The sequence below is a fragment of the Actinomadura sp. NBRC 104412 genome (assembly GCF_030269515.1).
Classification (GTDB): domain Bacteria; phylum Actinomycetota; class Actinomycetes; order Streptosporangiales; family Streptosporangiaceae; genus Spirillospora.
Window position 1 is genome coordinate 217,110 of the sequence record NZ_BSTM01000006.1, and the last position, 25,806, is coordinate 242,915.

Consider the following 25,806-nt stretch of genomic DNA (forward strand, 5'->3'; position numbering starts at 1 on the left):
CCGCGCGGTTAGAGACGGGGCATGTCCGATGTGACCCCTGACGCGGGGCGGCTGGACGAGTTGCCGTCCAGGGAACTGCACGATCTGGCGCTGACCCGCGCACGGGAGCGGCGCGACGTCGCCTTCCTGTGGGAGCTGCTGCGCGCCATCCCCGCCGCGGCGGCCGCGCTGGGCAACGTCGATCGGGCGAAGTTCGACCTGCTGCACGTCCTGTCGCTGCTGGAGGAGTTCACGCACGCCAGGGAGGGCGAGATGGCCGACGCGCTGCGGCCCATGTACATTGCCTACCTGACCGAGCACGGCGTTCCGACCGGCACCTGAGCGGCTTCTTTGCCGTGCCTTGATCTCCGGATCGGCGGGCGCCGGGGAGACTACACTCCGTACCGTTACGGATGCAGTCGGTCACGGAAAGCAGGGGACGTGAACAAGAAGCACCTGAAGATCACCGCTATCGCCTTCGCGGTGTGGTACGTGGTCACACGGCCGGAGGCGGCGGCGGCCCTGGTGAACAGCACGCTGGGCGGCCTTGGCGGCGCGGCCGAATCGATGTCCCGTTTTGTGAGTGCTATCCCCTGATGTCCGTTTTTGCGGCCCCGTGCTGATCGCCGGGCACGGGGCCCGTTTCGCGCCGTCATGATCCGTGGAATGGATCACGCTTTCGCCCGAGGGGATCATCCGCTGGCCGGGCCGTGACAGTAAAATGGCGCTTTGCGGGCAGAAGCAGCCGGGCACAATTGAGTCGGGTCAGTGTGTCGCTGCGCTACCAAGGGACGGCGTTCGGATGAAGAAGAACCTCCGCTACGTGGCCATCGCCTTCGTGGTCTTCTACTTGCTCAGCTCTCCAAGGGACGCGGCCAATGTGGTGAACAACGCTTTCGCCCAGCTAGGCGAGGCGGGCAACCAGCTTGCGGCCTTTGTGAACGCGTTGGGGACCTGAGCGCGGCGCCCTTCGCCCGCCCGGGGCCGGGGGGCGCCTGAGGGCCCGTCCCTTCTAGGATCGGGCCCATGTCTGTCTACGAGGTAGAGATCGGTGGTCTGCGGGGCGGTTCCGCGGACCTGGGCCAGTACAAGGGCAAGGCCGCGCTCGTCGTCAACGTCGCTTCGAAGTGCGGCCTGACGCCCCAGTACGAGGGACTGGAGCGGCTGCAGCAGCGGTACGCCGGCCGCGGCTTCACCGTCATCGGCGTCCCGTGCAACCAGTTCATGGGCCAGGAGCCCGGAACCCCCGAGGAGATCGCCGAGTTCTGCTCCACCACCTACGGGGTGACGTTCCCGCTGACCGAGAAGGTCGAGGTCAACGGGGAGGGGCGGCACCCGCTCTACCAGGCCCTGGTCGATACCCCCGACGCCGAAGGGCACACCGGCGACATCCGCTGGAACTTCGAGAAGTTCGTCATCGCCCCGGACGGCACGGTCGCCGCGCGGTTCGCGCCGCAGACCGATCCGGAGGCGCCCGAGGTCGTCTCCGCCATCGAGGAGAACCTTCCGGCCGCCTGAGCCCGGGCCCGTTGTGGGCTATTGGATTCCGGGTCTAGCGTTGGGGCGCGCCCGTGCGGCGGCGCGGACCCGGGACGGGCACGGAACCGAGACCGGCACGGACCCGGGTCGACCGAGACATCCGGCTCAGGCACGGAGGAGGCCCCATGCGCGGCTGGACGGCGGCGGACATCCCTGACCTGTACGGACGGCGCTGCGTCGTCACCGGTGCCAACAGCGGCATCGGCTTCCACACGGCGCTGGAGCTGGCCCGGCACGGCGCCGCCGTCGTGCTGGCCTGCCGCAGCGCCGAGCGCGGCCGGGCCGCGATGGAACGGATGAAGGCGGAGGTGCCCGGCGCCGACCTCGAACTGGACACGCTCGACCTGGCCGATCTCGCCTCGGTGCGCCGGTTCGCCGCCGCGCGGGCGGACCGTCCCCTGGACCTGCTGGTCAACAACGCCGGGGTGATGGCGCTGCCCAGACGGGTCACCGCCGACGGGTTCGAGATGCAGTTCGGCACCAACCATCTCGGTCACTTCGCGCTCACCGGGCTGCTGCTGCCGGCGCTGCTGGCCGCGCCCTCCCCGCGCGTCACCACGGTGACCAGCGGTGCGGCCTGGGGCGGCCGGCTCGACTTCGCCGACCTCCAGGGCGAGCGGCGCTACCGGAGGTGGGCCGCCTACGGCCAGTCCAAGCTGGCCAACCTGGTGTTCGCCAAGCATCTCGGACGGCGCGTGCCCAAGATCCTCAGCACCTCGGCCCACCCGGGCTTCGCCTCCACCGAGCTGCAGAAGGTGGGGCCGCGGATGGAGGGCAGCAGGCTCCGCGAGCGCCTTTGGGAGTTCGGCTCGGTCTTCTCCCAGTCCGCCGCGGCCGGGGCCCTGCCCACCCTGTACGCGGCCGTCTCCCCGGACGTCGAGCAGGGAGCGTGCTACGGGCCCCGCTACCAGGTGATGGGTCCGCCCACCAAGGCCGTCATGCCCCCGAAGGCGAACCGTACGGAGCCGGCCGAACGGTTGTGGGAGGTCTCCGAGGCCCTCACCGGCGTCCACTACGAGGTGCCGGCGGAAGGCTAGGCGCCCGGCCGCTCTCCGCCCAGGCCGTGCACCGCCTGGGCCACGGCCGCGCGGACGATCGCGCCGGAGTCGCCGGGACGGCGCTGGGCCAGCTTGGCGGCGGTGTCGACGATGCCCTGGATCAGTTCGGCGCGCAGCTCCGGCTCGGGCACGCCGCCCTCGGCCAGCGCGGTGACCAGGGGACGCAGGAGCTGCGCATGGCCGTCGCGGATCCGCTCGCGAGCGGGCTCGGCGAGCGCGTGCTCGACCAGCGCGACCGCCGCCGCGTGCCGGCCGTCGGTCATGACCTCCAGTTGCGCCCGGACGTAGGCGCCGACCTTGCCGGCGAGCCCGTCCGGGCCGTCCAGCGACGCGGCCACCAGCGACGCCCAGCGCGGCAGCTCCTCCTCGACGATCGCGGCGACCAGGTCGTCCTTGGAACGGAAGTACTCGTACAGCCCGGGACGGGACACCCCCACCCGGCGGGCCAGCGCGGCCAGCGACAGTGCCTCGATGCCCTCCTCGGCGACCAGCGCGCGTGCCGCGTCCAGCAGGGTTCTCAGCTGGCGGGCACGGTGCTCGGCGACCGTGGGCTCGCTGATTCTCGGCACCGGCCCATTCTACGGTCGTGACCGTCCCGCGGCCCTGCTCATGGGCCTGCTCATGGCTCTGCTCGCGGCCCGGTGTGCAGGTCCCAGTCGAGGGTCGCGGGAAGGGAGCCTTCGAGGGTGAGGAGCCAGCGCTTCACCTCGATGCCCGAGCCGCCGCTGTAGCCGCCGAGCCCGTTGGACGCGACGACGCGGTGGCACGGCACGATGACCGGGATCGGGTTGCTTCCCATCACCTGGCCGATGGCCTGTGCGGTGACGCCGGCTTGGCTGCGCGCGCCCAGTTCGCCGTAGGTCACCACCTCGCCGTAGGAGACGGACTCGTACAGCGTGGCGAGCACCCGACGTTGCAACGGGGAGGTGAGCCGCCAGTCGACGGGGAGGGTGAACGTGCGCGGCTCGCCGCCGAAGTAGCCGGCCAGGCCCTCCAGGACGGGGGCGAGCCGGTCCGGGTCGTCCACGACGGGCAGGCCGGCGCGCGCGGCGGCGCGGGCGCGGGCGCCGGGGGAGTCGCGCCAGCCCAGCCAGGCCACGCCGGTCTCGGTGGCACCGGCCAGCAGCGTGCCGAGCACGGTGCCGATCGAGCCGAACGCCAGGGTCGCCGTCGTCTCAGGTGGAGTCATGGGTGAGGTCACAGGTGAGGTCATGGGTGGTGTCATCGCCGCCTTGCCAGCAGGAGCGCCGCCGTCATGGGCAGCACCAGGAACACCGCGGTCGTCGCGAGAACGCCGTAGGAGAAGGCGGTGACGATGGTGCCGGCCGCCAGACCGCCCAGCGCGGCGCCACCGTTCATCAGCAGGTCCGACAGGCCCTGGACGGCGGGCCGCCGCTCGGCGGGCACCGAGTCGGTCAGCAGCGCCGAGCCGCCCACCAGCCCGAACGACCAGCCCAGCCCGAGCAGGAACAGCGCGACGGTCAGCCGGGTCACGTGGTGCGGCGCCGAGACCGAGGCCAGCGCGGTCGCGACGGCGAGCAGCGCCATCCCGCCGATCATGACGGGGATCCGGCCGAACCGGTCGGCCAGCCAGCCCGGCAGCGGGGACAGCGCGAACATGCCCGCGATGTGCAGGCTGATGACGATGCCCACGATGGTGAGGCTCGCGTGCCCGTGGTCGAGGTGGACGGGCGTCATCACCATGATCGTGACCATCACGAGGTGGGACACCACGATCGTGGCCACCGCCAGGCGGGCCCGCGGCGTGGTGCGCAGCACTTCCCAGCCGCCTCCCTTGCGACGCTCCCCGGCGGCGGATGCGGGATCGGCGTGCGCCTGGGCTAGCAGCGGGTCGGGACGGAGCAGCGTCATGACCCCGAGAAGCGTGAGCGCGAACGCGACCGCCGAGGTGGCGTAGGGGCCCGACCAGTCCGCCAGGCCCAGCGACCGTCCCAGGCGGTCGGCGGGTTCGGCCAGGTTGGGTCCGGCGATCGAGCCGATCGTGGTGGCCCAGACGACCACCGACAGGTCGCGGGCGGTGTGCCCGGGGGCGGACAGGTCGGTGGCGGCGTACCGGGCGGCCAGTGAGGCGGCGGACCCGCCGCCGGCGAAGAACAGCCCCGCCAGCAGCAGCGGCCACCAGCCGAGCGCGACGGCGATCGCGGCGGTCAGCATGCCCGCCCCGGCGGAGGCGTAGGCGATGGAGAGCGCGGCGCGCCGCCCGTGCCTGGTCGCGGCCCGCGCCATCGGGACGGCGAGCGCGCCCGCGCCGGTCACCGCGCTGGTCTGCGCCAGCCCGCCGATCGCCTCCGAGCCCGACAGGTTCGCCGCGACCAGCGTGCTGACCGCGATTCCCGTGCCGACGCCGACGCCTCCGAGCACCTGCGAGGCGGTGAGCACCGCGAGGATCCGCCGCTGGGCCGGATGCCGCGCGATGGGCGTGGATTTTTCTCCGGTGAGCTCGTCCGCCACCGCCATGACGATCCCGTCCCTCCCGCACCGACCCCGCACACCTACGAAAGGGGTATATCACCCATCACCGTCATTTCCGTATGCGCGGGGGCTCGGCTCACGGGCGGGTGAGGTACGCGTGCAGGCGCCCGGCCTCCTTGACGGCGCGGCTGGAGCCCTTCCGCGCGGCGAGGGCCTCCAGCGCGGGGATGCGCGCCCGCGCGCCCGTCGCCTCCGCGGTACGGGCGCCGAGGGCGAGCAGGTCGGCCAGGCCGGTGACGGGACGTGCGGCGTGGGCGTCCAGAACGGGCGGGAGCGCGTGCTCGACCACCGTCCAGACCTCTGCGTGCGCCCCGGCGTCGGCCGCCTCGCCCAGCGCGCCCGCCATCCGGCCGAGCTTGGCGATCCCATGCCCGACCAGCGCGCCGACCGCCGCGCCCAACTCGGCCGCGGGCAGCCGTCCCCGCGCCGCCATCAGCAGGAGGGCGTCGACCGCCCCGGCACGCTCCGCCACCGGCCTGATCGTCAGCCCGTACGCGAGCGCGGTCGCCGTCGCGACACCGACCGGACCGTCCGCCTCGGCCAGCGAGAGCAGCGCGCGGCTCTGCGCGTACACGTGGTCCAGCGTCACCGCCAGATCGGGAAGCAGGTGCGCGGCGGCCAGCTCGGCATGGGAGGGGATCGTCGGCACCCACCATGGATCGCCGCCGTAGGCGTTGAAGGAGAAGGCCCTCGCGGAACCGTGGCGCCACGACGCTCCAGGGAAGTCGAGGAGCGGCATGAGCTCGTCCACGACCGCCGGGTCCGGCAGCCGCACGGCCTCGGGGGTCGCGATGGCGATGACGGCCGTGCGCGCCTTTTGGTCGGGTTGGAACGACACCGGTGTCACGGCGGTGTGGAACCGCACCTCTGGGAACCCGCCGTTCTCCAGCCAGGCCGCCAGCGTCCGGCCCGGAGACGACGTGAGGCGTGCCGCGCGGGCGGCGGCATCGGGATCGGCCCCCGGCGGGAGGCGGAGCAGGGCCTGCGCCAGGTCGATCACCCCTGCGTCGCCGCCCACCGCCTCCAGGCGTTCCAGCCGGGAGACCAGCTCACCGGCGTCCAGCAGCCCGTTCGCGGCGGTCGGCGTGGACAGCAGGAACGGCGTCCTGCCGATCAGCATCCCGATCTCCCGGCTGCGTCGGGCAAGGAACCGCGCGAGCGCACGGGTCGACGGGCGCGGGCGCGGGCGGGCGACCCGTTGGTGCGGGCGCCGTGCCAGGAAGGTGACCGCGGCCAGGAAGGGTGACAGATCCCCGGGGAGGTTGTCGTCCAGGGAGTCCAGCCACAGCCAGTGATCAATCTCGCGGAAGGTCGTCCGGCACGCCTTGTGGAAACCGCCGGGATCGGCGTGGGCGAGTTCGACCATCCCGGCCAGGAGCCGTTCCGTTCCGATCCGGCCGAGACTCCTTCGATCCGCGGTGGCGAACATCTCGGCCAGCTCGGCGACGGACGCGATCGGCGCGGGGAACGCGGCGGGCGGCGGGGGAGGGGCGAGCCCGGCGGGCGGCGGTACGGGCGCCTCGACCTCGCCGAAGACCTCCGCCACCCGGTCCCTGAGATCGGCGGGCAGGGCCGTGGCCGCCTCCCGGACCCGTTCACGAACGGCTTCGTCGGCCTTGGGGCCGTGCTTGACGGCGATCCGGACGGCACGCTCCTGGAGGGCGTGCGACCCATCCCCGAACGCCACGGTCAGCGCGCCGAGCGCCGCGTCCTCCCGGCCCGGCCGGTCCAGCCAGGACAGCGCGGCGCGCACCAGCTTCTTCTCCGGACGGAACAGCACCGCCTCCGCGGCCTCGGCGAACACCGCCTCGTCCAGGCCCACCTCTTCGTCCACCCGGCGGACCTCGCGCAGCGCCAGCTCCGCGACCCGGGCGGGCGCGGCGGGGAGCAGCCGCGCGTAGTCACGGATCCGCGGAAGCACCTCGTCGAGATCGGGGGCGAGCGCGTCATGCAGATCGGCGTACCAGCGCAGGTCGTTCAGTGCGCCGCCGCGCAGGAACCGGCGCACGCACCCGTCCAGCAGCGCCTCCCGCTCCAGACGGCCCTCCTGGACGAGCCGTGTCAGCGCGGTCCGCCAGGCGTTCCCGGCGCCGAACATGCCGATCACCTGGCCGACGGCCTCGACCTCGAACAGCCGCGGCACCATGGCGTCCAGCAGCGGATCCTCGCCCAGCCCCGTGGCCGGCGCGGTCCAGCGCACCCAGCCGACGGTGAACGCCTCGTCCTCGGGCGGTCCCGCACCGGCGGCCCGCAGGAGGAGCGCGCAGGTCCACCAGGCGGCCTGGTCGCCGCCCCAGGCGCTCTGGTCGGCCACGCGCAGCCGCCCCGCGAGGCGCCTGCCCACCTCCGCGCGCCACTCGGCGGGACGGCCCTCGGTCGCGGTGACCACGAACTCCGCGTGCCGGCGTCCGGCTCTGAAGTCCCAGGCGCGATTGAGCCGCAGGTCGGCGCGGGCCAGCCACTGCGCCGCCGCGGCCGGGCCCGGGATGCAGCCGGCGCCCGCCACCAGCAACGCCGACGTGACCGCCCCCTCGGTCCACGGGGAGTCCGGGCGGGTGTCCCGCACCCTCCTCAGCAGGCCGGGCAGCTCCTTGGCGGCGGCCCTGCGCTCCTCGTCGGTGAACCGCCTCAGCAGCGCCGCGACGAACCGTGCGTTGCCGTGCTCGACCTTGCTGAGCAGCGTGTCCACCCGAAGGTCGCTCATCGAGTGCCCTCCTCCGCCATGGCGGCGTCCCGGACGAGCCGCGCGGCGATCACGTGCTTGCAGGGGCCGCGCCCGCCGCGATACTCGGCCCACCAAGGGCAGGTGCAGGACGCCCGGTCGCCGGAGAACCGCACCTGGCGGGACCGGTCGCCGGTCTCCACGACCGCGAGGCCGGGGCCGGTGAACCGGACGGCGCCCGACCCGGCCAAGGCCCTGGCGTCGCGCAGCCGGGGGTTCATCGCCGCCACCCGTTCGGGGTCGTAGGGCAGCTCCCGGTGGAAGAAGCCCGCCTCGGCCGTGTCGTACCCGACCCGCCCGGCCGTGCCGAGCTGGGTCAGCGCGGCTCGCGTTCGGCGCGCGTCGATCCCCGCGCGCTCGGCCAGCAGGTCGGGCTCGACGCGGGCCTCGAACGACAGCAGCGCGCCCAGAAGCTCGGCGTCGTCGGCCGCCTCCTCGGTGGCCAGGGCGTCCAGGACGGCTCCCTCGCCGGAGAACCCGCGGTGCGGCTCGGGCGAGAGCGTCAGGACGTACCGCATGCCCGGCAGTTCGAGCTCCCACGCGCTCGCGACCGGCCTGGCGTCCGCCGCGGTCACGGCCGGGCCGTACGCGCGCAGAGCCCGGGCGAAGCGCAGCAGCGGAAGCATCGTGCGCAGCCGGTCCGGGCCGGCCAGAGACACCGCCCCGGGGCCGGGACGGGAGCTGATCCGCAGGCCCCGGCCTGCCGGGACGGCCCACAGCCTCCCCCGCGAACGCCCGCCCGGCAGCCCGCGCAGGAACCGCACCGCCTCCGGCCCGGACACCTCCGCGCGCAGGTCGAACCCGGACGTGATCACCTGGAGCTCGGCGAAGCCCCGCAGCCAGCGGTCCGGCAGCGGCACCTTCTTCTCCACCACGGCTCCGTCCAGCGTGGTGACCGCCAGCTCCTCGGCACCGACCGCCAAGTGCAGCGGGTCGCCGGTGCCCACCCGCGCCAGTGCCTCCCGCAGCGGGCCGTTGACGTCCACGTTGGTCGTGCCGCGCTCGTGCACCTCGCCGTCCAGCGCGGGCTGCAGGACGTCCAGCCGCCCGTACACCCCGCAGCAGGCGGAGAACGACTCCATCCGCAGCCGGTCGCCGTTGCAGGTCACCACCGGGTCGCGCATCGTCGTGGGACGCGGCTGGTAGTACCGGGTCTGCGCCACGTCCGCCAGGGCGAGCAGCGCCGCCGCGGCCGGTGCCGCCTCGGTCAGCAGCCCGCTGAAGAAGCGCGGACGCGCCTGGGGCCCGGCCGCGGTGGTCCCGCCGGAGGTGGACAGGCCGAGGAGCCCGCCGTCCAGCGAGGACGGACGCGCGTACGAGTACTTCTGAACCGGCGTGGTCGCCGTGCCGCTCGCCATGCCGCGAACCTAGGGCGCGCGACCGACATTTTCCGGGAAACAAGGGGCGGGGCCGGAGAACAGGGGGAGGGGCATGGTACGGGGCCGGATCCGGGCTCGGGGACACCGGGGGTAGGCTCGAAGCCGTGCGAAGGTTCTTCACCCCCGGATGGCTCGGGCTCCACGCGCTGGCGATCACGCTGTTCGCCGCGTTCCTGGCCTTCGGCTGGTGGCAGTTCGACCGGGCACAGCAGGGCAACGACCGTAGCTGGGCGTACGTCTTCGAGTGGCCGATCTTCGCGATCTTCGTGCTGGTGATGTGGATCAAGATGATGCGGGACGAGCTCGACGACGCCCGCAAGGGGCCCGACCGGACCCCCACGGTGGTCGAGGAGCCCGTCGAGGCCGCGGTGAAGCGGGACATCATCCGGCGGCAGGAGGAGGAAGACCCTCAGCTCGCCGCCTACAACCGCTACCTGGCGCGGCTCAACTCCGAGACGCACCGGCGAGACTGACCGGCGAGTCCGACCGGCCCCCGTTCAGAGAGGTGATCTGTGGAAGCGGCCGTCAACCGGTATCGCGTCATGGCCATCGTGGTCGGCGTGATGCTGTTGCTGCTGGTCTTCGTGGCCATGCCCATCCGCTACATCGGCGGCAACGAGACCCCGTCGGCGATCATCTCCCCGACGCACGGCACCCTCTACATCGTCTACCTGGCGGTCGCGTTCGACCTGTACCGCAAGCTCTCCTGGCCGCTGAGGCAGATGGTGCTGATGGTGACCGCGGGGCTGATCCCGTTCCTGGCGTTCGTCATCGAGCGCCGGATCGTGCGGGACGCCCGCGCCGACCTGGCCGCCAGGGCGCGGGACAAGGAGACCGGCGAGACCGCCGAGGTGCCCCGCGAGGCCCCGAGCGGCGCCGTCGACAACGCCTGAGCCGCCCCGGCGCCGCCCGCGGCTGAACGTACCCATGCCAGGACATGCCGCGGCCCGTGGGGCGGAGCGCCTCCACGGGCCGGGCGTCCAGCAGCGGTCTGTACTGCTGTGTGGGCGGCCTGGGACGGGGGTCGGGTCAGAAGTCCGGCCGCCCGGCTCTTAACGGCTCACAGGGTGTCTGCGCCGGGCACTCACCTCGCTCTCCTTCGGTATCGACGCTGCTCTCGAGAGATCCGGCACTGAGATCCGATGACGTCGAACACGGTGGGATCGGGCACGGTGGCCGGGGCCGGGCCGGCGGCGTGGCTCGGAGCCGCCGGCCCGGCGCGGTGGATCCCGGTGCCACGGGGGCATGCGGCACCGGGTCTCCGGTACTGGGTGAACGGGTGGTACTGGGTGAACGGGTGGTACTGGGTGAACGGGTGGTACGGGGTGAACGGATCCGGCCGGGACGGCCGAGGACCCGAGGTGTGACCGGGCACGCGCCGCCGTCGCCGCCGGCACCAGGGCGGAAGGGGGGAGGTGCCGGCGGCGACGCGACGGGCCCGGTACGCCCTCGGCCGTCCGGACCGGGCCGGAGGGGGCCGGGGGCCGGGCGCGACGAGACAAGCCCGGACCCCGGTCGAAGGGAAGCCGATGAGCGGCGGTTCCGCCGTGCCGAGCAAGTCCCGCGCGCCGCATGCGTGCCCCCTCCCCGGTTCGCCGGGCGACGGGGCCGGAGCCTTGCCGCCCCATCGCTTCCCCATCACTCAGCGTCACGATCTCGTTGCGTTAAGTACCCAGCCTTCATGGTCGCGTAAACACTCGCCCAGGAAGAAAAGGGGAGGGTAAAACTTTGCCCACCAGGCACGATCGGCCCACCGACCACATCAACGAGCGCGTCAACGAGGCGGACCGCCCCGGTCGGGGGCGGTCCGCCGGTGGTTATGAAGTCGGTGTGGCGCTGGGGGAGTTGGGGGGCGCCGACGCGGGTGGCTGGTCGACGAGGTCCTGGGTGGGGTTCGGGCCCACGAAGAGCAGGACCTGGTTCTTGGCCCAGGGAACCGCGTCGTGGACGTACCACGTGAGCGGGACCTGGCCGGGCTTCAGCACCTTGCCCTCCATAGTTCGGTATTCGGGCACCGTGACGTGCCGCTTCCGCAGGGCGGTCAGTACCTCCTCCACCCGGTGCTTGCGGAAGCTCATGCCGTGCATGACTTCGCCGGGGGCAGTGGCGGGGGCTGTGCTGCTGTACTTCTCGCCCGGACGGGCGTCCCGCCCGAAGACGATGGCGGCGGTGCCTTTGTAACCGGTGCGGATCCGGACGCCGACCGGGCAGACGTCGCCTCCGCCGCCGGTCTCGCACTCGCCCTTGGCCGTGATCGGAGTGACGTCGCGCTCGGTGGTGTGCTCGCTGGTGTCCATCATGACGACGGTGCCGACAATGGACGGGGACGCCGGCACCATCGACAGCGTGACGTTGAGGCCGTGGGCGGCGAACTCCTCCCGGTAGCGCTTCGGGTCGGCGAGCGGGTCGCGGACGCGGACGTCGATGTAGCCGTCCTTGCGGGTGAACGTCAGCGCGGCGGCCAGTGCGACGCGCGGGCTCGTCGGGGTGAGGTCCGGCGTCCCGCCGGGTCGGTCGTCGCGGGTCGCGACGACCGCCGTGACGGCCGCGCAGGCGACGCCCGCTGAGGCCAGCGGGAGGCCGATGCGCAGGATGGGTGAGCGCCGCCGACGCGGGGCGGCGGAGGGGGCCGCGGTCGCGGTGATGCGGTCGGCGAGGGCGGTGGCCGCGTCCTCGGGGAGGAGGGCCGCGGCCTGCCGGTCGGTGACGGAGGCGAGCCTGGCGATCAGCGGGTCGATCTCGTGGTTCATTTGAGGTCTCCGTTCGGGATCCGCCGGCCTTCGGCGGGCAAGGCCGCGGCAGGCAGGGGCGCGGTGTGCGGGGACGTGGTGGGCGGTGGGGTGCCGGGGACGTCCGCGTCCATGCGAGCCAGGGCGCGGGCGAAACGGCGGCGGGCGCGGTGCAGGCGGATCCGTACCGCGTTGCGGGAGCAGCCGAGGACGGTCGCGATCTCGCCATGGTCGAGCCCCTCCCAGCCGACCAGGGCCAGGAGTTCGCGGTCGGCCTCGGGCAGGCCGCGGAACGCCGCGCCCACGCCGGCCAGGTCGTCGCCGGGCGCATCCTGGACGGTCAGGTCGTCGCGCAGCCGGGACCCGAGGTCGGCGGCCAGCGCGGACCGGCGGCGCTCGCCGCGGTGGTGATTGGCCAGGACTCGCCGGGCCACCCCGTACAGCCACAGCCGGGCCTCGTCACCGGGCGGGATGTCATCGAGCCGCCGCCAGGCGGTGAGGAACGTCTCCGCCAGGACGTCGGCGGCGTCCTGCGGGTCGCTGGTGCGGCGCAACGCGTACCCGAGGATCCGGGCGCGGTTGGCCGTGTAGACGTCCTCGAAACGGCGCCGTCGCTCGTCGGGCGGATGGGACTGATACTCGTCGGATTGTCGCGATGGGGATGGCAAGCCCTCTCCTCTCGTCGCGGCGTTCTCACCGGACGCAGGGCACATGTCCGCACATCGCACAGCATTTCGCTTCGCCTCGCAGGCCGACGTCCCTGCCCGCAAGGCTCGCCCGGAGGGACAACCGGGCGATGATCGCTCAGGGCGAACGATGCAGAGGAAACAAATTCGAGCTTCGTTTTCTTGAGTGAGTATGGCTCAACCTCGGGTTGGGCTGGACCGCTAGAGACTTTTGGAGCTGAGAGCATGAGCGAGACCCTGACGCTGCCGGTCCTGCCCCTGGACGACGGGGCCGTTCTGCCCGGCATGGTGGTGCCCCTCGATCTGTCCGAGAACGAGGTCCGCGCGGCGATCGAGGCGGCCCGTGCGGTCGCCCAGACCCGAGGGCCGGGGATCAGGTCGGCGGTCAAGCCGCGCGTGCTGCTGGTGCCCAGGCTGAACGGGAACTACGCGGCCGTCGGCACGCTGGGCGTCGTGGAGCAGGAGGGGCGGCTGCCCGGCGGCGGGCCGGGCGCGGTCGTGCGCGGCGTGGCGCGGGTGCGGATCGGCACCGGGACGACCGGACCCGGCGCGGCGCTGTGGGTGGAGGGCACCAGGATCGAGGTGACCGGCCAGGACGACCCCCGCGTCGAGGAACTGGCCAAGGAGTACAAGGGCCTGGTCAGCGCCATCCTGCAGAAGCGCGGCGCCTGGCAGGTCGTGGACGTGGTGCAGGCCATCGACGACCCCTCGACGCTGGCCGACAACGCCGGCTACGCCCCCTACCTGTCGAACGAGCAGAAGGTCGAGGTGCTGGAGACCCCCGACGTGGTCGAGCGCCTCACCCTGGTGATCGGCTGGGCCCGTGACCACCTGGCCGAGCTGGACGTGGCGGAGACCATCCGCAAGGACGTCCAGGAGGGCATGGAGAAGACCCAGCGGGAGTTCCTGCTGCGGCAGCAGCAGGAGGCCATCCGCAAGGAGCTGGCCGAGCTGAACGGCGACCCGGCCGACGAGGAGGACGACTACCGCGCCCGGATCGAGGCGGCGAACCTGCCCGAGAAGGTGCGCGAGGCGGCGCTCAAGGAGGTCGACAAGCTGGAGCGGTCGTCCGACGCGTCCCCTGAGGGCGGCTGGATCCGCACCTGGCTGGATACCGTACTCGACATCCCGTGGAACGAGCGCACCGAGGACGCCTACGACATCGCGGGCGCCCGCGCGATCCTGGACGCCGACCACGCGGGCCTGGACGACGTGAAGGAGCGCATCGTCGAGTACCTGGCCGTGCGCAAGCGCAGGGCCGACCGCGGCCTGGGCGTCGTGGGCGGGCGGCGCTCCGGTGCCGTCCTGGCGCTGACCGGCCCTCCGGGGGTCGGCAAGACCTCGCTGGGCGAGTCGGTCGCACGCGCCATGGGACGCAAGTTCGTGCGGGTCGCGCTGGGCGGCGTCCGGGACGAGGCGGAGATCCGCGGCCACCGGCGCACCTACGTCGGCGCGCTGCCGGGACGTATCGTCCGGGCGATCCGCGAGGCGGGCTCGATGAACCCGGTCGTCCTGCTGGACGAGGTCGACAAGGTCGGCGCCGACTACCGGGGCGACCCGACGGCGGCGCTGCTGGAGGTGCTGGACCCCGAGCAGAACCACACGTTCAGGGACCATTACCTGGAGGTCGAGCTCGACCTGAGCGACGTGCTGTTCCTGGCGACCGCCAACGTGGTCGAGGCGATCCCGGGGCCGCTGCTGGACCGCATGGAGCTGGTGCAACTGGACGGCTACACCGAGCACGAGAAGGTCACCATCGCCCGTGAGCACCTGCTGCCCAAGCAGCTCGACAAGGCCGGCCTGGAGGCGTCCGAGGTGAGCTTCGACGACGAGGCGCTGGCGCTGCTGGCCTCCGAGTACACCCGGGAGGCGGGCGTGCGGTCGCTGGACCGCGCGATCGCGAGGGTGCTGCGCAAGATCGCCGCGAACGTGGCGCTGGAGAAGGCGACGCTGCCCGTCTCGATCGGCGCGGCCGATCTGAAGGACTACCTGGGACGGCCGCGGTTCACTCCGGAGGTCGAGCTGAGCAGGTCGGAGCGGCGCACCGGGGTGCCGGGCGTGGCGACGGGCCTGGCGGTCACCGGCGCGGGCGGCGACGTGCTCTACATCGAGGCGTCGCTGGCCGACAAGGAGACCGGCGACACCGGCGTGACGCTGACCGGCCAGCTCGGCGACGTCATGAAGGAGTCGGCCCGGATCGCGCTCAGCTACCTGCGCTCGCGCGGCGCGGAGCTGGAGCTTCCGGTCGGCGACCTGAAGGACCGTGGCGTGCACATCCACGTGCCCGCCGGCGCGATCCCGAAGGACGGGCCGAGCGCGGGCATCACGATGACCACGGCGCTGGCCTCGCTGCTGTCGGGCCGTCCGGTCCGCTCGGACGTGGCGATGACCGGTGAGGTCTCGCTGACCGGCCGGGTGCTGCCGATCGGCGGCCTGAAGCAGAAGCTGCTGGCCGCCAGCAGGCTCGGGATCACGACCGCGATCGTGCCCAAGCGCAACGAGCCGGACCTGGAGGACGTCCCGGCCGAGGTGCTGGAGAACATGACGGTCTTCGCGGTCAGCGACGTCCGCGAGGTCCTGGACCTGGCCCTGGAGCCGGCCTCGACCAGCGCGGCCGTGGCCGCCTGATCCCTCCGCAGAGGACGCGAGCGCCCGCGCCGGCTCGATCGAGCCGACGCGGGCGCTTCGCGTTGCGCCGCGTCCCGGACGTCCCGCGCGACCCGGGTTCGTGTTTGACCGATCTCCGGGCCGGTGAAGGAAATCGACGATGTGAGCCTGGACGTGGCGGGCGTGGTGCTCGCCTACCTGGTGGCCGGACGCCGGAACTCGTACGCGCTGCGTGGACGGCCCTAGCGCGGGGTGAGGCGGAAGATCCGCAGCTCGCGGGTGACGCGTTCGCGGTAGCGGTCGTACACCGGCCAGACGCGCACCAGCCGGGGCCAGATCGCGGCGCGCTCGTCGCCGTCCAGCAGCCGGGCGGTGACCGGGACGGTACGGCCGCGGAAGGTCACCTCCGCCTCGGGATGCCGGAGCAGGTTGCCCGTCCAGGCGGGGTGGTGCTCCCTGCCGAAGTTGGAGCCGACGACGATCCAGCCGCCGCCCGGCTCGGGCATGCAGGCGAGCGGCACCCGCCGGGGGAGGCCGCTCTTGGCGCCGGTGGTGGTGAGCATCAGGCTCGGGATCAGCGCCTGCCCGAGCAGGAAGCGGCCGCCGCTGGCCCGGTGCAGGGCGCGGTCCAGCGGCGGGACGATCCTCGGCCCGATCCTGGAGAACCAGCGGGCCGCGGAGATCCGCTGGAACAGCGGCCCGGCGGTCCGTCGCAGCGGCGTCGGTGTCCGCCGCCGTCCGGCGGCGGCGCTTTCGGGACGCGGGGCCAGCCTTCCGGCCCGCCGGAGGTGGCCGGTCTCGGCCATCCAGCGCAGCCCGTCCTCAAGGGTCTCCTCGACCGGTCGCAGGGCCAGCGACAGCGCGTCCAGCGAAGGGCCGTCGTCGGTCGGCACCAGCCTGACCATGAACTCGGCGGCGTCCCTGGTGAGCGGGTAGTCGAACGGCCTGACGCGCCTGACCGCGTCCAGCGCGGCGCCCGCGCCGAGCATCACCCCGGCCGGGACGGGGAAGCCGCGCGGCCTGAGGCCGGTCAGCCGGTCGCACAGGTCGGCGTACTGCCGCCAGGTGCGGTAGTGCCCGCCGAGCAGGAGCCGGTCGGGGGTGGGCCTGGAGACCGCGCGGGCGAGGGCCTCGGCCAGGTCCCGCACGTCGATGATCGAGGCGCCGCCGGGCGGGAGCGGCCAGGCCAGGTCGAGCGCCCGGCTCACGCCCTGCATGAACGAGTCCAGCACGGGCTGGGAGGGGCCGAACACGCCGCCGGGATACACGACGGTGACCGGGGCGCCGGCCGCCTGGAGGTCCCGGACGTACCGTTCGGCGGCGACCTTGGACCTGCCGTAGCCGGTCCTGGGCGTGCCGAGGGGGCCGTCGGTGGTGATGAGCGGGCCGGGCGGCGGGACGAACACCGCGACCGTCGACACGTGCACCACCCGGTCGACGCCGCGCGCCACCGCGCCGCCGACCACGTTGCGCGTGCCGGACACGTTGACGTGCACCAGGCCGGTCTCGGGGTCGCGGCCGGGCGAGGCGGGCGTGGTCACGCCGATCGCGGCGGCGGCGTGGATGGCGGCGTCGCAGCCGGCCAGCGCCTCGTTCACCGCGGCGGCGTCGCACATGTCGCCCCGCACCAGCTCCACGTCCTCGGGCGCGACGCCGAGCCCGGAGAGCACCCTGCCGGCCCTGCCGGGATCGCGGACCAGGGCGCGGGGGGCGTGCCCCGCGTCCAGCAGCGCGCGGACGGTGTGGGACCCGACGAATCCGGACGCGCCGGTGAGAAAGACCCGCATACCGGGAAACTAGCGCTTGGTGTCGATCGAGAGGAACCACCGGGGGTTCGCGAAGCGTCGCGGACGGAACCGCGTTCGGCCTTCCGGGCGGCATTGCGGACAGGTCCTAACACCGCGGAGACCAGGGTAGGCCGTTGACGCCCCTGGAACGCTCCATCACACTCGGGTGTCACCTGACCGCCGTCGCCCGGGGCCGCCACCGGACGCACGTCCGGGGTCGACGCCCTGGATCGATGCCGAGATCGAGCCGACCGGGAGGGATCAATGAGGATCGGGCTGGCCGGGGCGGGGCGCATCGGTGCGCGCCACGCCGCCGCACTGTGCACGATGCCCGAGGTCGAGTCGCTGGTGATCGCGGACGCCGACCCGTCGAGAGCGCGGGACCTGGCCGTCCGGCTGGACGCCCGCCCGCGGGATCGGGTGCGCGCCGAGGAGTCGGTGTCCGGGCTGTTCGGCGCCGGGCTCGACGGGCTGGTGGTGGCCGCCGCGACCGACGCGCACGCCGCCCTGGTGGAGAGGGCGGTGGCCGCCCGGATCGGCGTGTTCTGCGAGAAACCGCTCGCCGCGGACGTTGATGGAACGTTCCATATCGCGGCGGCGGCCCGCCGCACCGGTGTCCCGGTGCAGGTCGGCTTCCAGCGCCGCTTCGACGCCGGGTACGTCGCGGCCCGCGAGGCCGTCTCCGCCGGCCGGCTCGGCTGGCTGCACACCGTCCGGTCGTGCAGCTTCGACCCGGCGCCGCCGCCCTCCGGCTACATCCCCGCCTCCGGCGGCCTGTTCCGCGACTGCGTCATCCACGACCTGGACTCCATCCGCCATGTCACCGGGCGCGACGTGGCCTGGGTGATCGCCGCCGGATCCAACCGCGGCGACGAGGTCTTCCGCCGGTACGGCGACGTCGACACCGGGGCCGCCCTGCTCGGGCTGGACGACGGCACCCTCGGGATGATCGGCGCGACCCGGTACAACGCCGCCGGATACGACGTGCGGCTGGAGCTGTTCGGCTCCAAGGACAGCCTGGTCGCCGGGATGGACGACCGCACACCGGTCACCCCCGTCCCGGCCGACGAGTCGGAGGACGCCCGGCCCGCGTACGTGAGCTTCATGGAGCGGTTCGCCGCCGCCTACGACGCCGAGCTGCGCGCCTTCATCGACGTGATCGCCGGGCGCCGCGCCAACCCGTGTCCGCCGGACGAGGCCCTGGAGGCGTTCTACCTGGCCGAGGCGTGCGAGCTGTCCAGGAGGGAAGGCCGGATGGTCCAGCCGGAGGAGGTACGGTCATGAGGCTGGCGGGCGCCCCGATCTCCTGGGGGGTGTGCGAGGTCCCCGGCTGGGGCCATCAGCTCTCCCCGCGCCGCGTCCTGGCCGAGATGCGCGACCTCGGCCTCACCGCCACCGAGCTCGGCCCCGACGGGTTCCTCCCGTCCGACCCGGGCGAGCGTGGCGCGCTCCTCGACGAGTACGACCTGGAGCTGGCGGGCGCGTTCGTCCCGGTCGTCCTGCACGACCCCGGCCGCGACCCGCTGCCCGGGATCGAGCGGGCCATGGACGACCTCGGCCCCGGTACCGTGCTGGTCCTGGCCGCCGCCACCGGGATCGACGGCTATGACGGGCGGCCGGACCTCGACACCAGGGCGTGGCGGACGCTGCTGTCCAACCTCGACGCCATCACCGTGCGCGCCGCCGAGCGCGGCCATACCGTCACGCTGCACCCGCACGTCGGCACGGTGGTGGAGCGCCGTGCCGAGGTCGAACGCGTGCTGGGGGAGTGCAGCGTCCCGCTCTGCCTCGACACCGGCCACCTCCTCGTCGGCGGCACCGACCCGGTGTGGCTGTCACGCTTCGCCGCGCCCCGCATCGCGCACGTCCACCTCAAGGACGTGGACGTGGCGCTGGCCGATGCCGTACGCGAAGGACGGACCACCTACACCCAGGCGGTCGGCGACGGCCTGTACCGGCCCCTCGGCCAAGGTGACATCGACATCGCCGAGGTCATCCGGTCCCTGGAGGACTCCGGCTACGAAGGCTGGTACGTCATGGAGCAGGACACCATCCTCACCACCGAGCCCGCCCCCGCCTCCGGGCCCTGCGAAGACGTGCGCGCCTGCCTGTCCTATCTCTCCTCCAAGGCCGCATGATGGCGCCTTACGACCTCGTCACCATGGGGCGGGTGAGCGTGGACGTGTACCCGCATGACGTGGGAGTGCCGCTGGAGGACGTGGAGACGTTCGGCAAGTACCTGGGCGGCAGCCCGACCAACGTGGCGGTGGCGGCGGCGAGACATGGTCGCCGTACGGCGGTCATCACCCGTACAGGGGACGACCCGTTCGGCCGGTTCATCCATAAGGCGCTCAAGGGGTTCGGCGTGGACGACCGCTACGTCACCGCCGTGCCCGCGCTTCCCACGCCGGTCGTGTTCTGCGAGATCTTCCCGCCGGACGACTTCCCGCTCTACTTCTACCGCTACCCGAAGGCGCCCGACCTGGAGATCCGCGCCGCCGAGCTGGACCTGGACGCGATCGGCTCGGCCCGCATCCTGTGGGCCACCGTCACCGGGCTGTCGCAGGAGCCCAGCCGGGAGGCGACGCTGACCGCCCTCGCCGCCCGCCGCGACGGGATCACCGTGCTCGACCTCGACCACCGGCCGGCGCTGTGGGAGTCGCGGGACGAGGCGACGCGGTGGACGCGCCGCGCCCTGGAGCACGCCACCGTCGCCGTCGGCAACCTGGACGAGTGCGCGATGGCGGTCGGCGAACGCGAGCCGCACGCCGCCGCCCGCGCCCTCCTCGATCTCGGCCTGGACCTGGCGATCGTCAAGCGCGGCCCGGACGGGGTGCTCGCCGCGTCCAGAACCGAGGTCGTGGACGGCCCGCCGGTCGAGGTGGAGGTCGTCAACGGGCTCGGCGCCGGGGACGCGTTCGGCGGGGCGGTCTGCCACGGGCTGCTGGCGGGCTGGCCGCTGACCCGGACGGTCGCGTTCGCCAACACCGCGGGCGCCCTGGTCGCGTCCCGGCTGGCCTGCGCCGACGCCATGCCGGACACGGCCGAGGTGGAGAAGGCGATGCCGGGGGAGGGGTCATGAGCGGCGGCGTGCGGCACCACCTGCCCGCCGGCAGCACCGCCGAGGCGCCGTTCAGCCTGGTCGTCACCCCCGAGACCGCGGGCTGGACCTACGCCTCGCTGCGCGTGCTGGAGCTGGATGGCGAGCCGGTCACCTTCGGAACGGGAGAGTTCGAGACGATCGTGCTGCCGCTCGCCGGGGCGTGCACGGTGACCTGCGACGGTGAACGGTTCGAGCTGGCGGGGCGGCGGAGCGTCTTCTCCCGGGTCACCGATTTCGCGTACGTGCCGCGCGACGCCCGCGTGACCGTCTCCGGGTGGGGCCGGTTCGCGCTCGCGGGCGCGCGGTGCGCGCGGCGGCTCGTCCCGCGCCACGTACCGGCCGAGGACGTGCCGGTCGAGCTGCGGGGCGCGGGACCGGCGAGCCGCCAGGTCAACAACTTCGGAACGCCCGCCGGGTTCCCGCACGCCGAGAAGCTGATCGCCTGCGAGGTGCTGACGCCCGGCGGGTGCTGGTCGTCGTACCCGCCGCACAAGCACGACGAGGAGACCGCGACCGAGGCCGTCCTGGAGGAGATCTACTACTTCGAGGTCGCGCCCGGCCCCGAGGGCCGTCCCGGGATGGGCTACCAGCACGTGTACGGCACGCCCGAGCGTCCCATCGAGGTGCTGGCGCAGGTGCGGGACGGTGACGTGGTGCTCGTGCCGCACGGCTGGCACGGCCCTTCGATGGCCGCGCCGGGCCACCACCTCTACTACCTGAACGTGATGGCGGGGCCGTCCCCCGAGCGCGCCTGGAAGATCTGCGACGACCCGGCCCATGCCTGGGTCCGTGACACCTGGCCTGGGCAGGACATGGATGAGCGGTTGCCGCTCACGACGACGGAGGAGGAGGCGCGATGAGGCTGACCGTCGGGCAGGCGATCGTGCGTTTCCTGGCCGCCCAGTACTCCGAACGCGACGGGAACCGCCGCCGCTTCTTCCGCGGATGCTTCGGCATCTTCGGGCACGGCAACGTGGCCGGGCTGGGGCAGGCGCTGCTGGAGTACGGCGACGACCTGCCCTTCTACATGTCCCGCAACGAGCAGGCGATGGTGCACACGGCGGCCGGTCACGCGCGGATGAGCGACCGGCTCGCCACGTTCGCCTGCACGTCCTCGATCGGTCCCGGCGCGACCAACATGGTGACGGGCGCGGCGCTGGCCACCATCAACCGACTGCCGGTGCTGCTGCTGCCCGGCGACACGTTCGCCACCCGCCCCGCCAACCCGGTCCTGCAGGAGCTTGAGGACGCGCGTTCCTACGACGTGTCGGTCAACGACTGCCTGAGGCCGGTCTCGAAGTTCTGGGACCGCGTCAACCGTCCCGAACAGCTCGAACCGGCGCTGCTCGGCGCGATGCGGGTCCTGACCGACCCGGCGGAGACGGGCGCGGTGACGCTGGCGCTGCCGCAGGACGTGCAGGCCGAGGCGTACGACTGGCCCGAGGAGCTGTTCCGCGAGCGGGTGTGGCGGATCACCCGCCCGGTGCCCGAGCCCGCCGCGCTCGACGAGGCCGCGGCGCTGCTGGCCGCCGCGGAACGCCCGCTGATCGTCGCGGGCGGCGGGACCATCTACGCCGACGCCACGCTGGAACTGCGCGCGCTGGCCGAGTCGACGGGGATCCCCGTCGCCGAGACCCAGGCGGGCAAGGGCTCACTGCCGTGGGACCACCCGTCCTCGGTCGGCGCGATCGGCGTCACCGGCACCCCCGCCGCCAACGCCCTCGCCCGCCAGGCGGACGTCGTGCTCGGCGTCGGCACGCGCTACAGCGACTTCACCACCGCTTCGCGCAGCCTGTTCGCCGATCCCGGCGTACGGTTCGTCAACCTCAACGTGGCGCGGTTCGACGCGGCCAAGCACGCGGGCGTGCCGCTGGTCGCCGACGCCAAGGAGGGGCTGCGGGCGCTGCACGCCGCCCTCGGCGCGCACTCGGTGGCGGACGCGTACCGCGCGGAGGCCCGCGAGCTGGCCGCCCGCTGGAACCGGACCGTCGACCGCGCCTACGCCGGTGACGGGCGCGGCCCGCTGCCGACCCAGGCGGAGGTCATCGGGGCCGTCAACCAGGCCGCCGGGCTCCGCGACATCGTGGTGTGCGCCGCAGGGTCGATGCCCGGGGAGCTGCACCGGCTGTGGCGGTCGACCGACCCCAAGAGCTACCACGTGGAGTACGGCTACTCCTGCATGGGCTACGAGATCGCGGGCGGCCTCGGCGTGAAGCTGGCCGTCCTGGACTCCGACGACCCGTCCCGCGAGGTGTTCGTGCTGGTCGGGGACGGCTCGTACCTGATGATGGCGCAGGAACTGGTCACCGCGGTCGCCGAGGGCGTCAAGCTCGTCGTCGTCCTCGTCCAGAACCACGGCTTCGCGTCGATCGGCGGGCTGTCGGAGTCGGTGGGCGCGCGGCGCTTCGGCACCCGCTACCGCTCCCGCACCGCCACCGGGCTGGACGGGCCGCTCCTCCCCGTCGACCTCGCCGCCAACGCCGCCAGCCTCGGCGCCGAGACGATCCGGGCCGAGACGATCGACGACCTGCGCGGCGCGCTGGCACGGGCGCGCGAGGCGTCCACCACGACGCTCGTCCACATCGAGACCGACCCGCTGGTGCCCGCGCCCGGCGACGAGGTGTGGTGGGACGTCCCCGTGGCGGAGGTCTCCGCCCTGGAGCCGACGCGGGAGGCGCGCGCGGCCTACGAGAAGGCGCGAACCGCCAGGCGCCACCACCTTTGATCAACAAGCCACGCTCTCTGGTACATACTCGTTCATCCAGCCACCCCCCTGCGGAGAGAACGGAGCCCTCCGATGACCCGCACCCCTCCGATGACCCGCACCTCCCGGACGACCCGGACCTCTCGGACGACCACGTGGAAGAACGCCCGGCGCCGGGGCCTCACCACCCTGGCGGGGGCCGCGGCCCTGGCGCTGGGCCTGTCGCTGAGCGCGTGCAGCGGCTCGGGCGGCAAGAAGGCCGAGGAGAACCCGGTCGCGGGCGGCGCCGGCACCGAGCGGATGACCATCGCGATGGTCACCCACTCCGGGCCCGGCGACACGTTCTGGGACATCGTCCAGAAGGGCGCGCGGGCCGCCGCCGCCAAGAGCAACGTCGAGTTCCTCTACTCGGCCGACCCGGACGGCGGCAAGCAGGCCCAGCTCGTGCAGGCCGCCATCGACAAGAAGGTGGACGGGATCATCGTCACCTTCGCCAAGCCGGACGCCCTGAAGGACGTCGTCGCCCGCGCCACCGCGGCCAAGATCCCGGTGGTGTCCATCAACTCGGGCGCGGACGTGTCCGCCGACTACGGCGCGATCGCCCACTTCGGGCAGGACGAGACGATCGCCGGTGAGGCCGCCGGCCGCGAGCTGGCCGCCATCGGCTCCAAGCGGGCGCTGTGCGTGATCCACGAGCAGGGCAACGTGGGCCTGGAGGACCGCTGCGCCGGCGCGAAGAAGACCTTCGGCGGGCAGATGGAGAACCTGTTCGTCCCCGGCACCAACATGCCGCAGGTCAAGTCCGCGATCACCGCCAAGCTGCAGGCCGACGAGGACGTCGACGGGATCCTCACGCTGGGCGCGCCGTTCGCGGCCACCGCGGTCGACGCGGTGAAGGAGACCGGCGGCCGGGCCAAGGTCGCCACGTTCGACATGAACAAGGACCTGATCGCCCTGCTCAAGGCCGGCAGCATCCAGTTCGCCGTGGACCAGCAGCCCTACCTTCAGGGGTACGCGGCGGTCGACGAGCTGTGGCTGCTGAAGACCAACGGCAACGTGATCGGCGGCGGCCGTCCCGTCCTGACCGGGCCCGCGATCGTCACCAAGGACAACGCGGGCGCCATCGAGCAGTTCGCCAACCGGGGCACCCGATGAGCCAGGCCGTCGCCCGGCCGCCCGTCAAGCTCGACGAGCGCCTGACGCGGCGCTCCCCGCTGCGCCGTCTGCTCGCCAGGCCGGAGCTGGGAGCGCTGCTGGGCGCCGTCGTGGTGTTCGTGTTCTTCTCCGTCGTCGCGGACGCGTTCCTGCGGGCGAGCTCGTTCTCGACCGTCCTGTACGCCAGCTCCACGTTCGGGATCATGGCGGTGGGGGTCTCGCTGCTGATGATCGGCGGCGAGTTCGACCTGTCCGCCGGGGTGATGGTGACCACCTCCGCGCTGGTCGCCGCGCTGACCAGCTACCAGCTCACGCTGAACGTCTGGGCGGGGGTGGCGATCTCGCTGGTCGTCACCCTCGCGCTGGGCCTGCTCAACGGCGTCCTCTACATCAGGACGGGCCTGCCCAGCTTCATCATCACCCTCGCCACGTTCCTGATGCTCGCGGGCGCCAACCTGGGCGTCACCAAGGCCGTCACGGGCAACGTCGCGTCCGACTCGATCCGCGACATGGACGGCTTCTCCTCGGCCCGCGCCGTGTTCGCGTCCGACGTCGGCGTGCTGGGCGTCAACGTCAACATCACCGTGTTCTGGTGGCTGGGGCTGGTCGCCGCCGCCACCTGGCTGCTGCTGCGGACCCGCACCGGCAACTGGATCTTCGCCTCGGGCGGCGCGGCGGCCGGCGCGCGGGCGGTCGGCGTCCCGGTCGCCAAGACCAAGATCGGCCTGTTCATGGGCGTGGCGTTCTGCGCGTGGGTGTCGGGCATGCACCTGCTGTTCGCGTTCGCCACCGTCCAGTCCGGCGAGGGCGTCGGCAACGAGTTCTTCTACATCATCTGCGCGGTGATCGGCGGCTGCCTGCTGACCGGCGGCTACGGGTCGGCGATCGGCGCCGCCATCGGCGCGTTCATCTTCGGGATGACCAACAAGGGCATCGTGTACGCCGAGTGGAACCCCGACTGGTTCAGGTTCTTCCTCGGCGCCATGCTGCTCGTCGCCACCGTCGTCAACCTGGTCGTGCGCCGCAGGGTGGAGGCGAACCGATGACATTGATCCGGCTCGACTCGGTCGGCAAGAACTACGGCAACATCATCGCCCTGCGCGGTGTCTCGCTGGACGTGGCCGCCGGTGAGGTCGCCTGCGTCCTGGGCGACAACGGCGCGGGCAAGTCCACCCTCATCAAGATCGTGTCGGGGCTGCACCGTCATGACTCGGGCACCTACGAGGTCGAGGGCAGACCCGTCGTGTTCGACTCCCCGCGGCAGGCCCTCGACCTCGGTATCGCCACCGTCTACCAGGACCTGGCCGTCGTCCCCCTCATGCCCGTCTGGCGCAACTTCTTCCTCGGTTCCGAGAAGCGCAAGGGCTTCGGCCGCCTGGACGTCCACTACATGCGCCGCACCACCAAGTCCCGGCTCCTGGAGATGGGCATCGACCTGCGCGACGTGGACCAGCCCATCGGCACCCTCTCCGGCGGCGAGCGCCAGTGCGTGGCCATCGCCCGCGCCGTCCACTTCGGTGCCAAGGTCCTCGTCCTGGACGAGCCCACGGCGGCCTTGGGCGTGAAGCAGGCGGGCGTCGTCCTGCGCTACATCGTGCAGGCCCGCGAACGCGGCCTCGGCGTCATCTTCATCACCCACAATCCGCACCACGCCTACCCGGTGGGGGACCGCTTCCTCGTCCTCAAACGGGGCCGCAGCATCGCCTACCGCACCAAGCGGGACATCACCCAGCAGGAGCTCACCGCCCTCATGGCCGGAGGGGAGGAACTGGAACTCCTGGCCGAGGAACTGGAGTCGGTGACCTCCTCTGCCGCCTCCGAGCTGGCCCAGGACGCCAAACGCCTCGGCATCACCTCGGACTGAG

The 25,806-nt window shown here is 72.9% G+C and carries 24 protein-coding genes; 16 read left to right on the forward strand and 8 right to left on the reverse strand.

The window, feature by feature from the left end; translation table 11 throughout:
* Positions 1 to 21: 21 nt before the first annotated feature.
* From QSK21_RS10630 to QSK21_RS10650, 5 genes are all read left to right on the forward strand, one after another.
* On the forward strand, positions 22 to 321 hold the full coding sequence (locus QSK21_RS10630) for a hypothetical protein (RefSeq protein WP_285695313.1): 300 nt from the start codon (positions 22 to 24) through the stop codon (positions 319 to 321).
* Between the two features lie 99 nt (positions 322 to 420).
* Entirely contained in the window at positions 421 to 576 is a 156-nt protein-coding gene (locus QSK21_RS10635; protein ID WP_285695315.1) for a hypothetical protein, read from the forward strand.
* Between the two features lie 64 nt (positions 577 to 640).
* Positions 641 to 937 carry a hypothetical protein gene (locus QSK21_RS10640; protein WP_285695316.1) on the forward strand — a complete coding sequence of 99 codons (297 nt, stop codon included), beginning with the start codon at positions 641 to 643 and terminating at the stop codon, positions 935 to 937.
* Between the two features lie 68 nt (positions 938 to 1,005).
* Positions 1,006 to 1,497, forward strand: a complete 492-nt coding sequence (locus QSK21_RS10645; RefSeq protein ID WP_285695317.1) for a glutathione peroxidase — start codon at positions 1,006 to 1,008, stop codon at positions 1,495 to 1,497.
* 146 nt (positions 1,498 to 1,643) lie between these two features.
* Complete coding sequence (locus tag QSK21_RS10650) at positions 1,644 to 2,555, forward strand: oxidoreductase (RefSeq protein WP_285695318.1); 912 nt, start codon at positions 1,644 to 1,646, stop codon at positions 2,553 to 2,555.
* Here the strand turns inward: QSK21_RS10650 and QSK21_RS10655 are convergent.
* The 5 genes from QSK21_RS10655 to QSK21_RS10675 form a co-directional block, all read right to left on the reverse strand.
* Positions 2,552 to 3,145, reverse strand: a complete 594-nt coding sequence (locus QSK21_RS10655) for a TetR/AcrR family transcriptional regulator (RefSeq protein WP_285695319.1) — start codon at positions 3,143 to 3,145, stop codon at positions 2,552 to 2,554. The genes QSK21_RS10650 and QSK21_RS10655 overlap by 4 nt on opposite strands.
* 50 nt (positions 3,146 to 3,195) lie before the next feature.
* Positions 3,196 to 3,765, reverse strand: a complete 570-nt coding sequence (locus tag QSK21_RS10660) for a methylated-DNA--[protein]-cysteine S-methyltransferase (protein ID WP_285695320.1) — start codon at positions 3,763 to 3,765, stop codon at positions 3,196 to 3,198.
* Positions 3,766 to 3,797: 32 nt separating this feature from the next.
* Positions 3,798 to 5,054, reverse strand: coding sequence for an MFS transporter (locus QSK21_RS10665; protein WP_285695321.1), 1,257 nt, complete (start codon positions 5,052 to 5,054; stop codon positions 3,798 to 3,800).
* 91 nt (positions 5,055 to 5,145) lie between these two features.
* The gene (locus tag QSK21_RS10670) at positions 5,146 to 7,773 is read right to left on the reverse strand and encodes a DUF6493 family protein (protein ID WP_285695322.1); all 2,628 of its coding nucleotides are present in this window, start codon (positions 7,771 to 7,773) and stop codon (positions 5,146 to 5,148) included.
* The gene (locus QSK21_RS10675) at positions 7,770 to 9,149 is read right to left on the reverse strand and encodes an SWIM zinc finger family protein (RefSeq protein WP_285695323.1); all 1,380 of its coding nucleotides are present in this window, start codon (positions 9,147 to 9,149) and stop codon (positions 7,770 to 7,772) included. Before QSK21_RS10675 ends, QSK21_RS10670 begins: the two co-directional genes overlap by 4 nt.
* Before the next feature lie 125 nt (positions 9,150 to 9,274).
* On the opposite strand from QSK21_RS10675, the gene QSK21_RS10680 reads away from it, so the two are divergent.
* Both QSK21_RS10680 and QSK21_RS10685 read left to right on the forward strand, forming a co-directional pair.
* On the forward strand, positions 9,275 to 9,643 hold the full coding sequence (locus tag QSK21_RS10680) for a hypothetical protein (protein WP_285695324.1): 369 nt from the start codon (positions 9,275 to 9,277) through the stop codon (positions 9,641 to 9,643).
* A 39-nt stretch (positions 9,644 to 9,682) separates the two neighbouring features.
* A complete protein-coding gene (locus QSK21_RS10685; protein WP_285695325.1) occupies positions 9,683 to 10,063 on the forward strand; it encodes a DUF3817 domain-containing protein in 381 nt (126 codons plus the stop codon).
* 924 nt (positions 10,064 to 10,987) lie between these two features.
* Here the strand turns inward: QSK21_RS10685 and QSK21_RS10690 are convergent.
* Positions 10,988 to 11,920 carry a hypothetical protein gene (locus QSK21_RS10690; RefSeq protein WP_285695327.1) on the reverse strand — a complete coding sequence of 311 codons (933 nt, stop codon included), beginning with the start codon at positions 11,918 to 11,920 and terminating at the stop codon, positions 10,988 to 10,990.
* Entirely contained in the window at positions 11,917 to 12,567 is a 651-nt protein-coding gene (locus QSK21_RS10695) for an RNA polymerase sigma factor (RefSeq protein WP_285695328.1), read from the reverse strand. The genes QSK21_RS10690 and QSK21_RS10695 overlap by 4 nt, the downstream gene beginning before the upstream one ends.
* 243 nt (positions 12,568 to 12,810) lie before the next feature.
* Between QSK21_RS10695 and lon the strand changes: the two genes are divergently transcribed.
* Complete coding sequence (gene lon, locus QSK21_RS10700) at positions 12,811 to 15,213, forward strand: endopeptidase La (RefSeq protein ID WP_285695329.1); 2,403 nt, start codon at positions 12,811 to 12,813, stop codon at positions 15,211 to 15,213.
* Between the two features lie 221 nt (positions 15,214 to 15,434).
* Here lon and QSK21_RS10705 read toward each other — a convergent pair whose 3' ends face one another.
* On the reverse strand, positions 15,435 to 16,979 hold the full coding sequence (locus QSK21_RS10705; protein ID WP_285695330.1) for a nitroreductase family deazaflavin-dependent oxidoreductase: 1,545 nt from the start codon (positions 16,977 to 16,979) through the stop codon (positions 15,435 to 15,437).
* Positions 16,980 to 17,243: 264 nt separating this feature from the next.
* On the opposite strand from QSK21_RS10705, the gene QSK21_RS10710 reads away from it, so the two are divergent.
* From QSK21_RS10710 to QSK21_RS10745, 8 genes are all read left to right on the forward strand, one after another.
* Positions 17,244 to 18,263, forward strand: coding sequence for a Gfo/Idh/MocA family protein (locus QSK21_RS10710; RefSeq protein WP_285695331.1), 1,020 nt, complete (start codon positions 17,244 to 17,246; stop codon positions 18,261 to 18,263).
* Positions 18,260 to 19,117: a TIM barrel protein gene (locus QSK21_RS10715; protein WP_285695332.1), complete on the forward strand. Its 858-nt coding sequence runs from the start codon at positions 18,260 to 18,262 to the stop codon at positions 19,115 to 19,117. The genes QSK21_RS10710 and QSK21_RS10715 overlap by 4 nt, the downstream gene beginning before the upstream one ends.
* Positions 19,118 to 19,140: 23 nt before the next feature.
* On the forward strand, positions 19,141 to 20,061 hold the full coding sequence (iolC, locus tag QSK21_RS10720) for a 5-dehydro-2-deoxygluconokinase (RefSeq protein WP_285695404.1): 921 nt from the start codon (positions 19,141 to 19,143) through the stop codon (positions 20,059 to 20,061).
* Positions 20,058 to 20,942: a 5-deoxy-glucuronate isomerase gene (gene iolB, locus QSK21_RS10725; protein ID WP_285695333.1), complete on the forward strand. Its 885-nt coding sequence runs from the start codon at positions 20,058 to 20,060 to the stop codon at positions 20,940 to 20,942. The genes iolC and iolB overlap by 4 nt, the downstream gene beginning before the upstream one ends.
* The gene (iolD, locus tag QSK21_RS10730) at positions 20,939 to 22,807 is read left to right on the forward strand and encodes a 3D-(3,5/4)-trihydroxycyclohexane-1,2-dione acylhydrolase (decyclizing) (protein WP_285695334.1); all 1,869 of its coding nucleotides are present in this window, start codon (positions 20,939 to 20,941) and stop codon (positions 22,805 to 22,807) included. The genes iolB and iolD overlap by 4 nt, the downstream gene beginning before the upstream one ends.
* A gap of 72 nt (positions 22,808 to 22,879) precedes the next feature.
* Positions 22,880 to 23,941, forward strand: a complete 1,062-nt coding sequence (locus QSK21_RS10735; RefSeq protein WP_285695335.1) for a sugar ABC transporter substrate-binding protein — start codon at positions 22,880 to 22,882, stop codon at positions 23,939 to 23,941.
* On the forward strand, positions 23,938 to 24,987 hold the full coding sequence (locus tag QSK21_RS10740) for an ABC transporter permease (protein WP_285695336.1): 1,050 nt from the start codon (positions 23,938 to 23,940) through the stop codon (positions 24,985 to 24,987). Before QSK21_RS10735 ends, QSK21_RS10740 begins: the two co-directional genes overlap by 4 nt.
* Positions 24,984 to 25,805 carry an ATP-binding cassette domain-containing protein gene (locus tag QSK21_RS10745; RefSeq protein WP_285695337.1) on the forward strand — a complete coding sequence of 274 codons (822 nt, stop codon included), beginning with the start codon at positions 24,984 to 24,986 and terminating at the stop codon, positions 25,803 to 25,805. The genes QSK21_RS10740 and QSK21_RS10745 overlap by 4 nt, the downstream gene beginning before the upstream one ends.
* The last annotated feature ends 1 nt before the right edge of the window (position 25,806 follow it).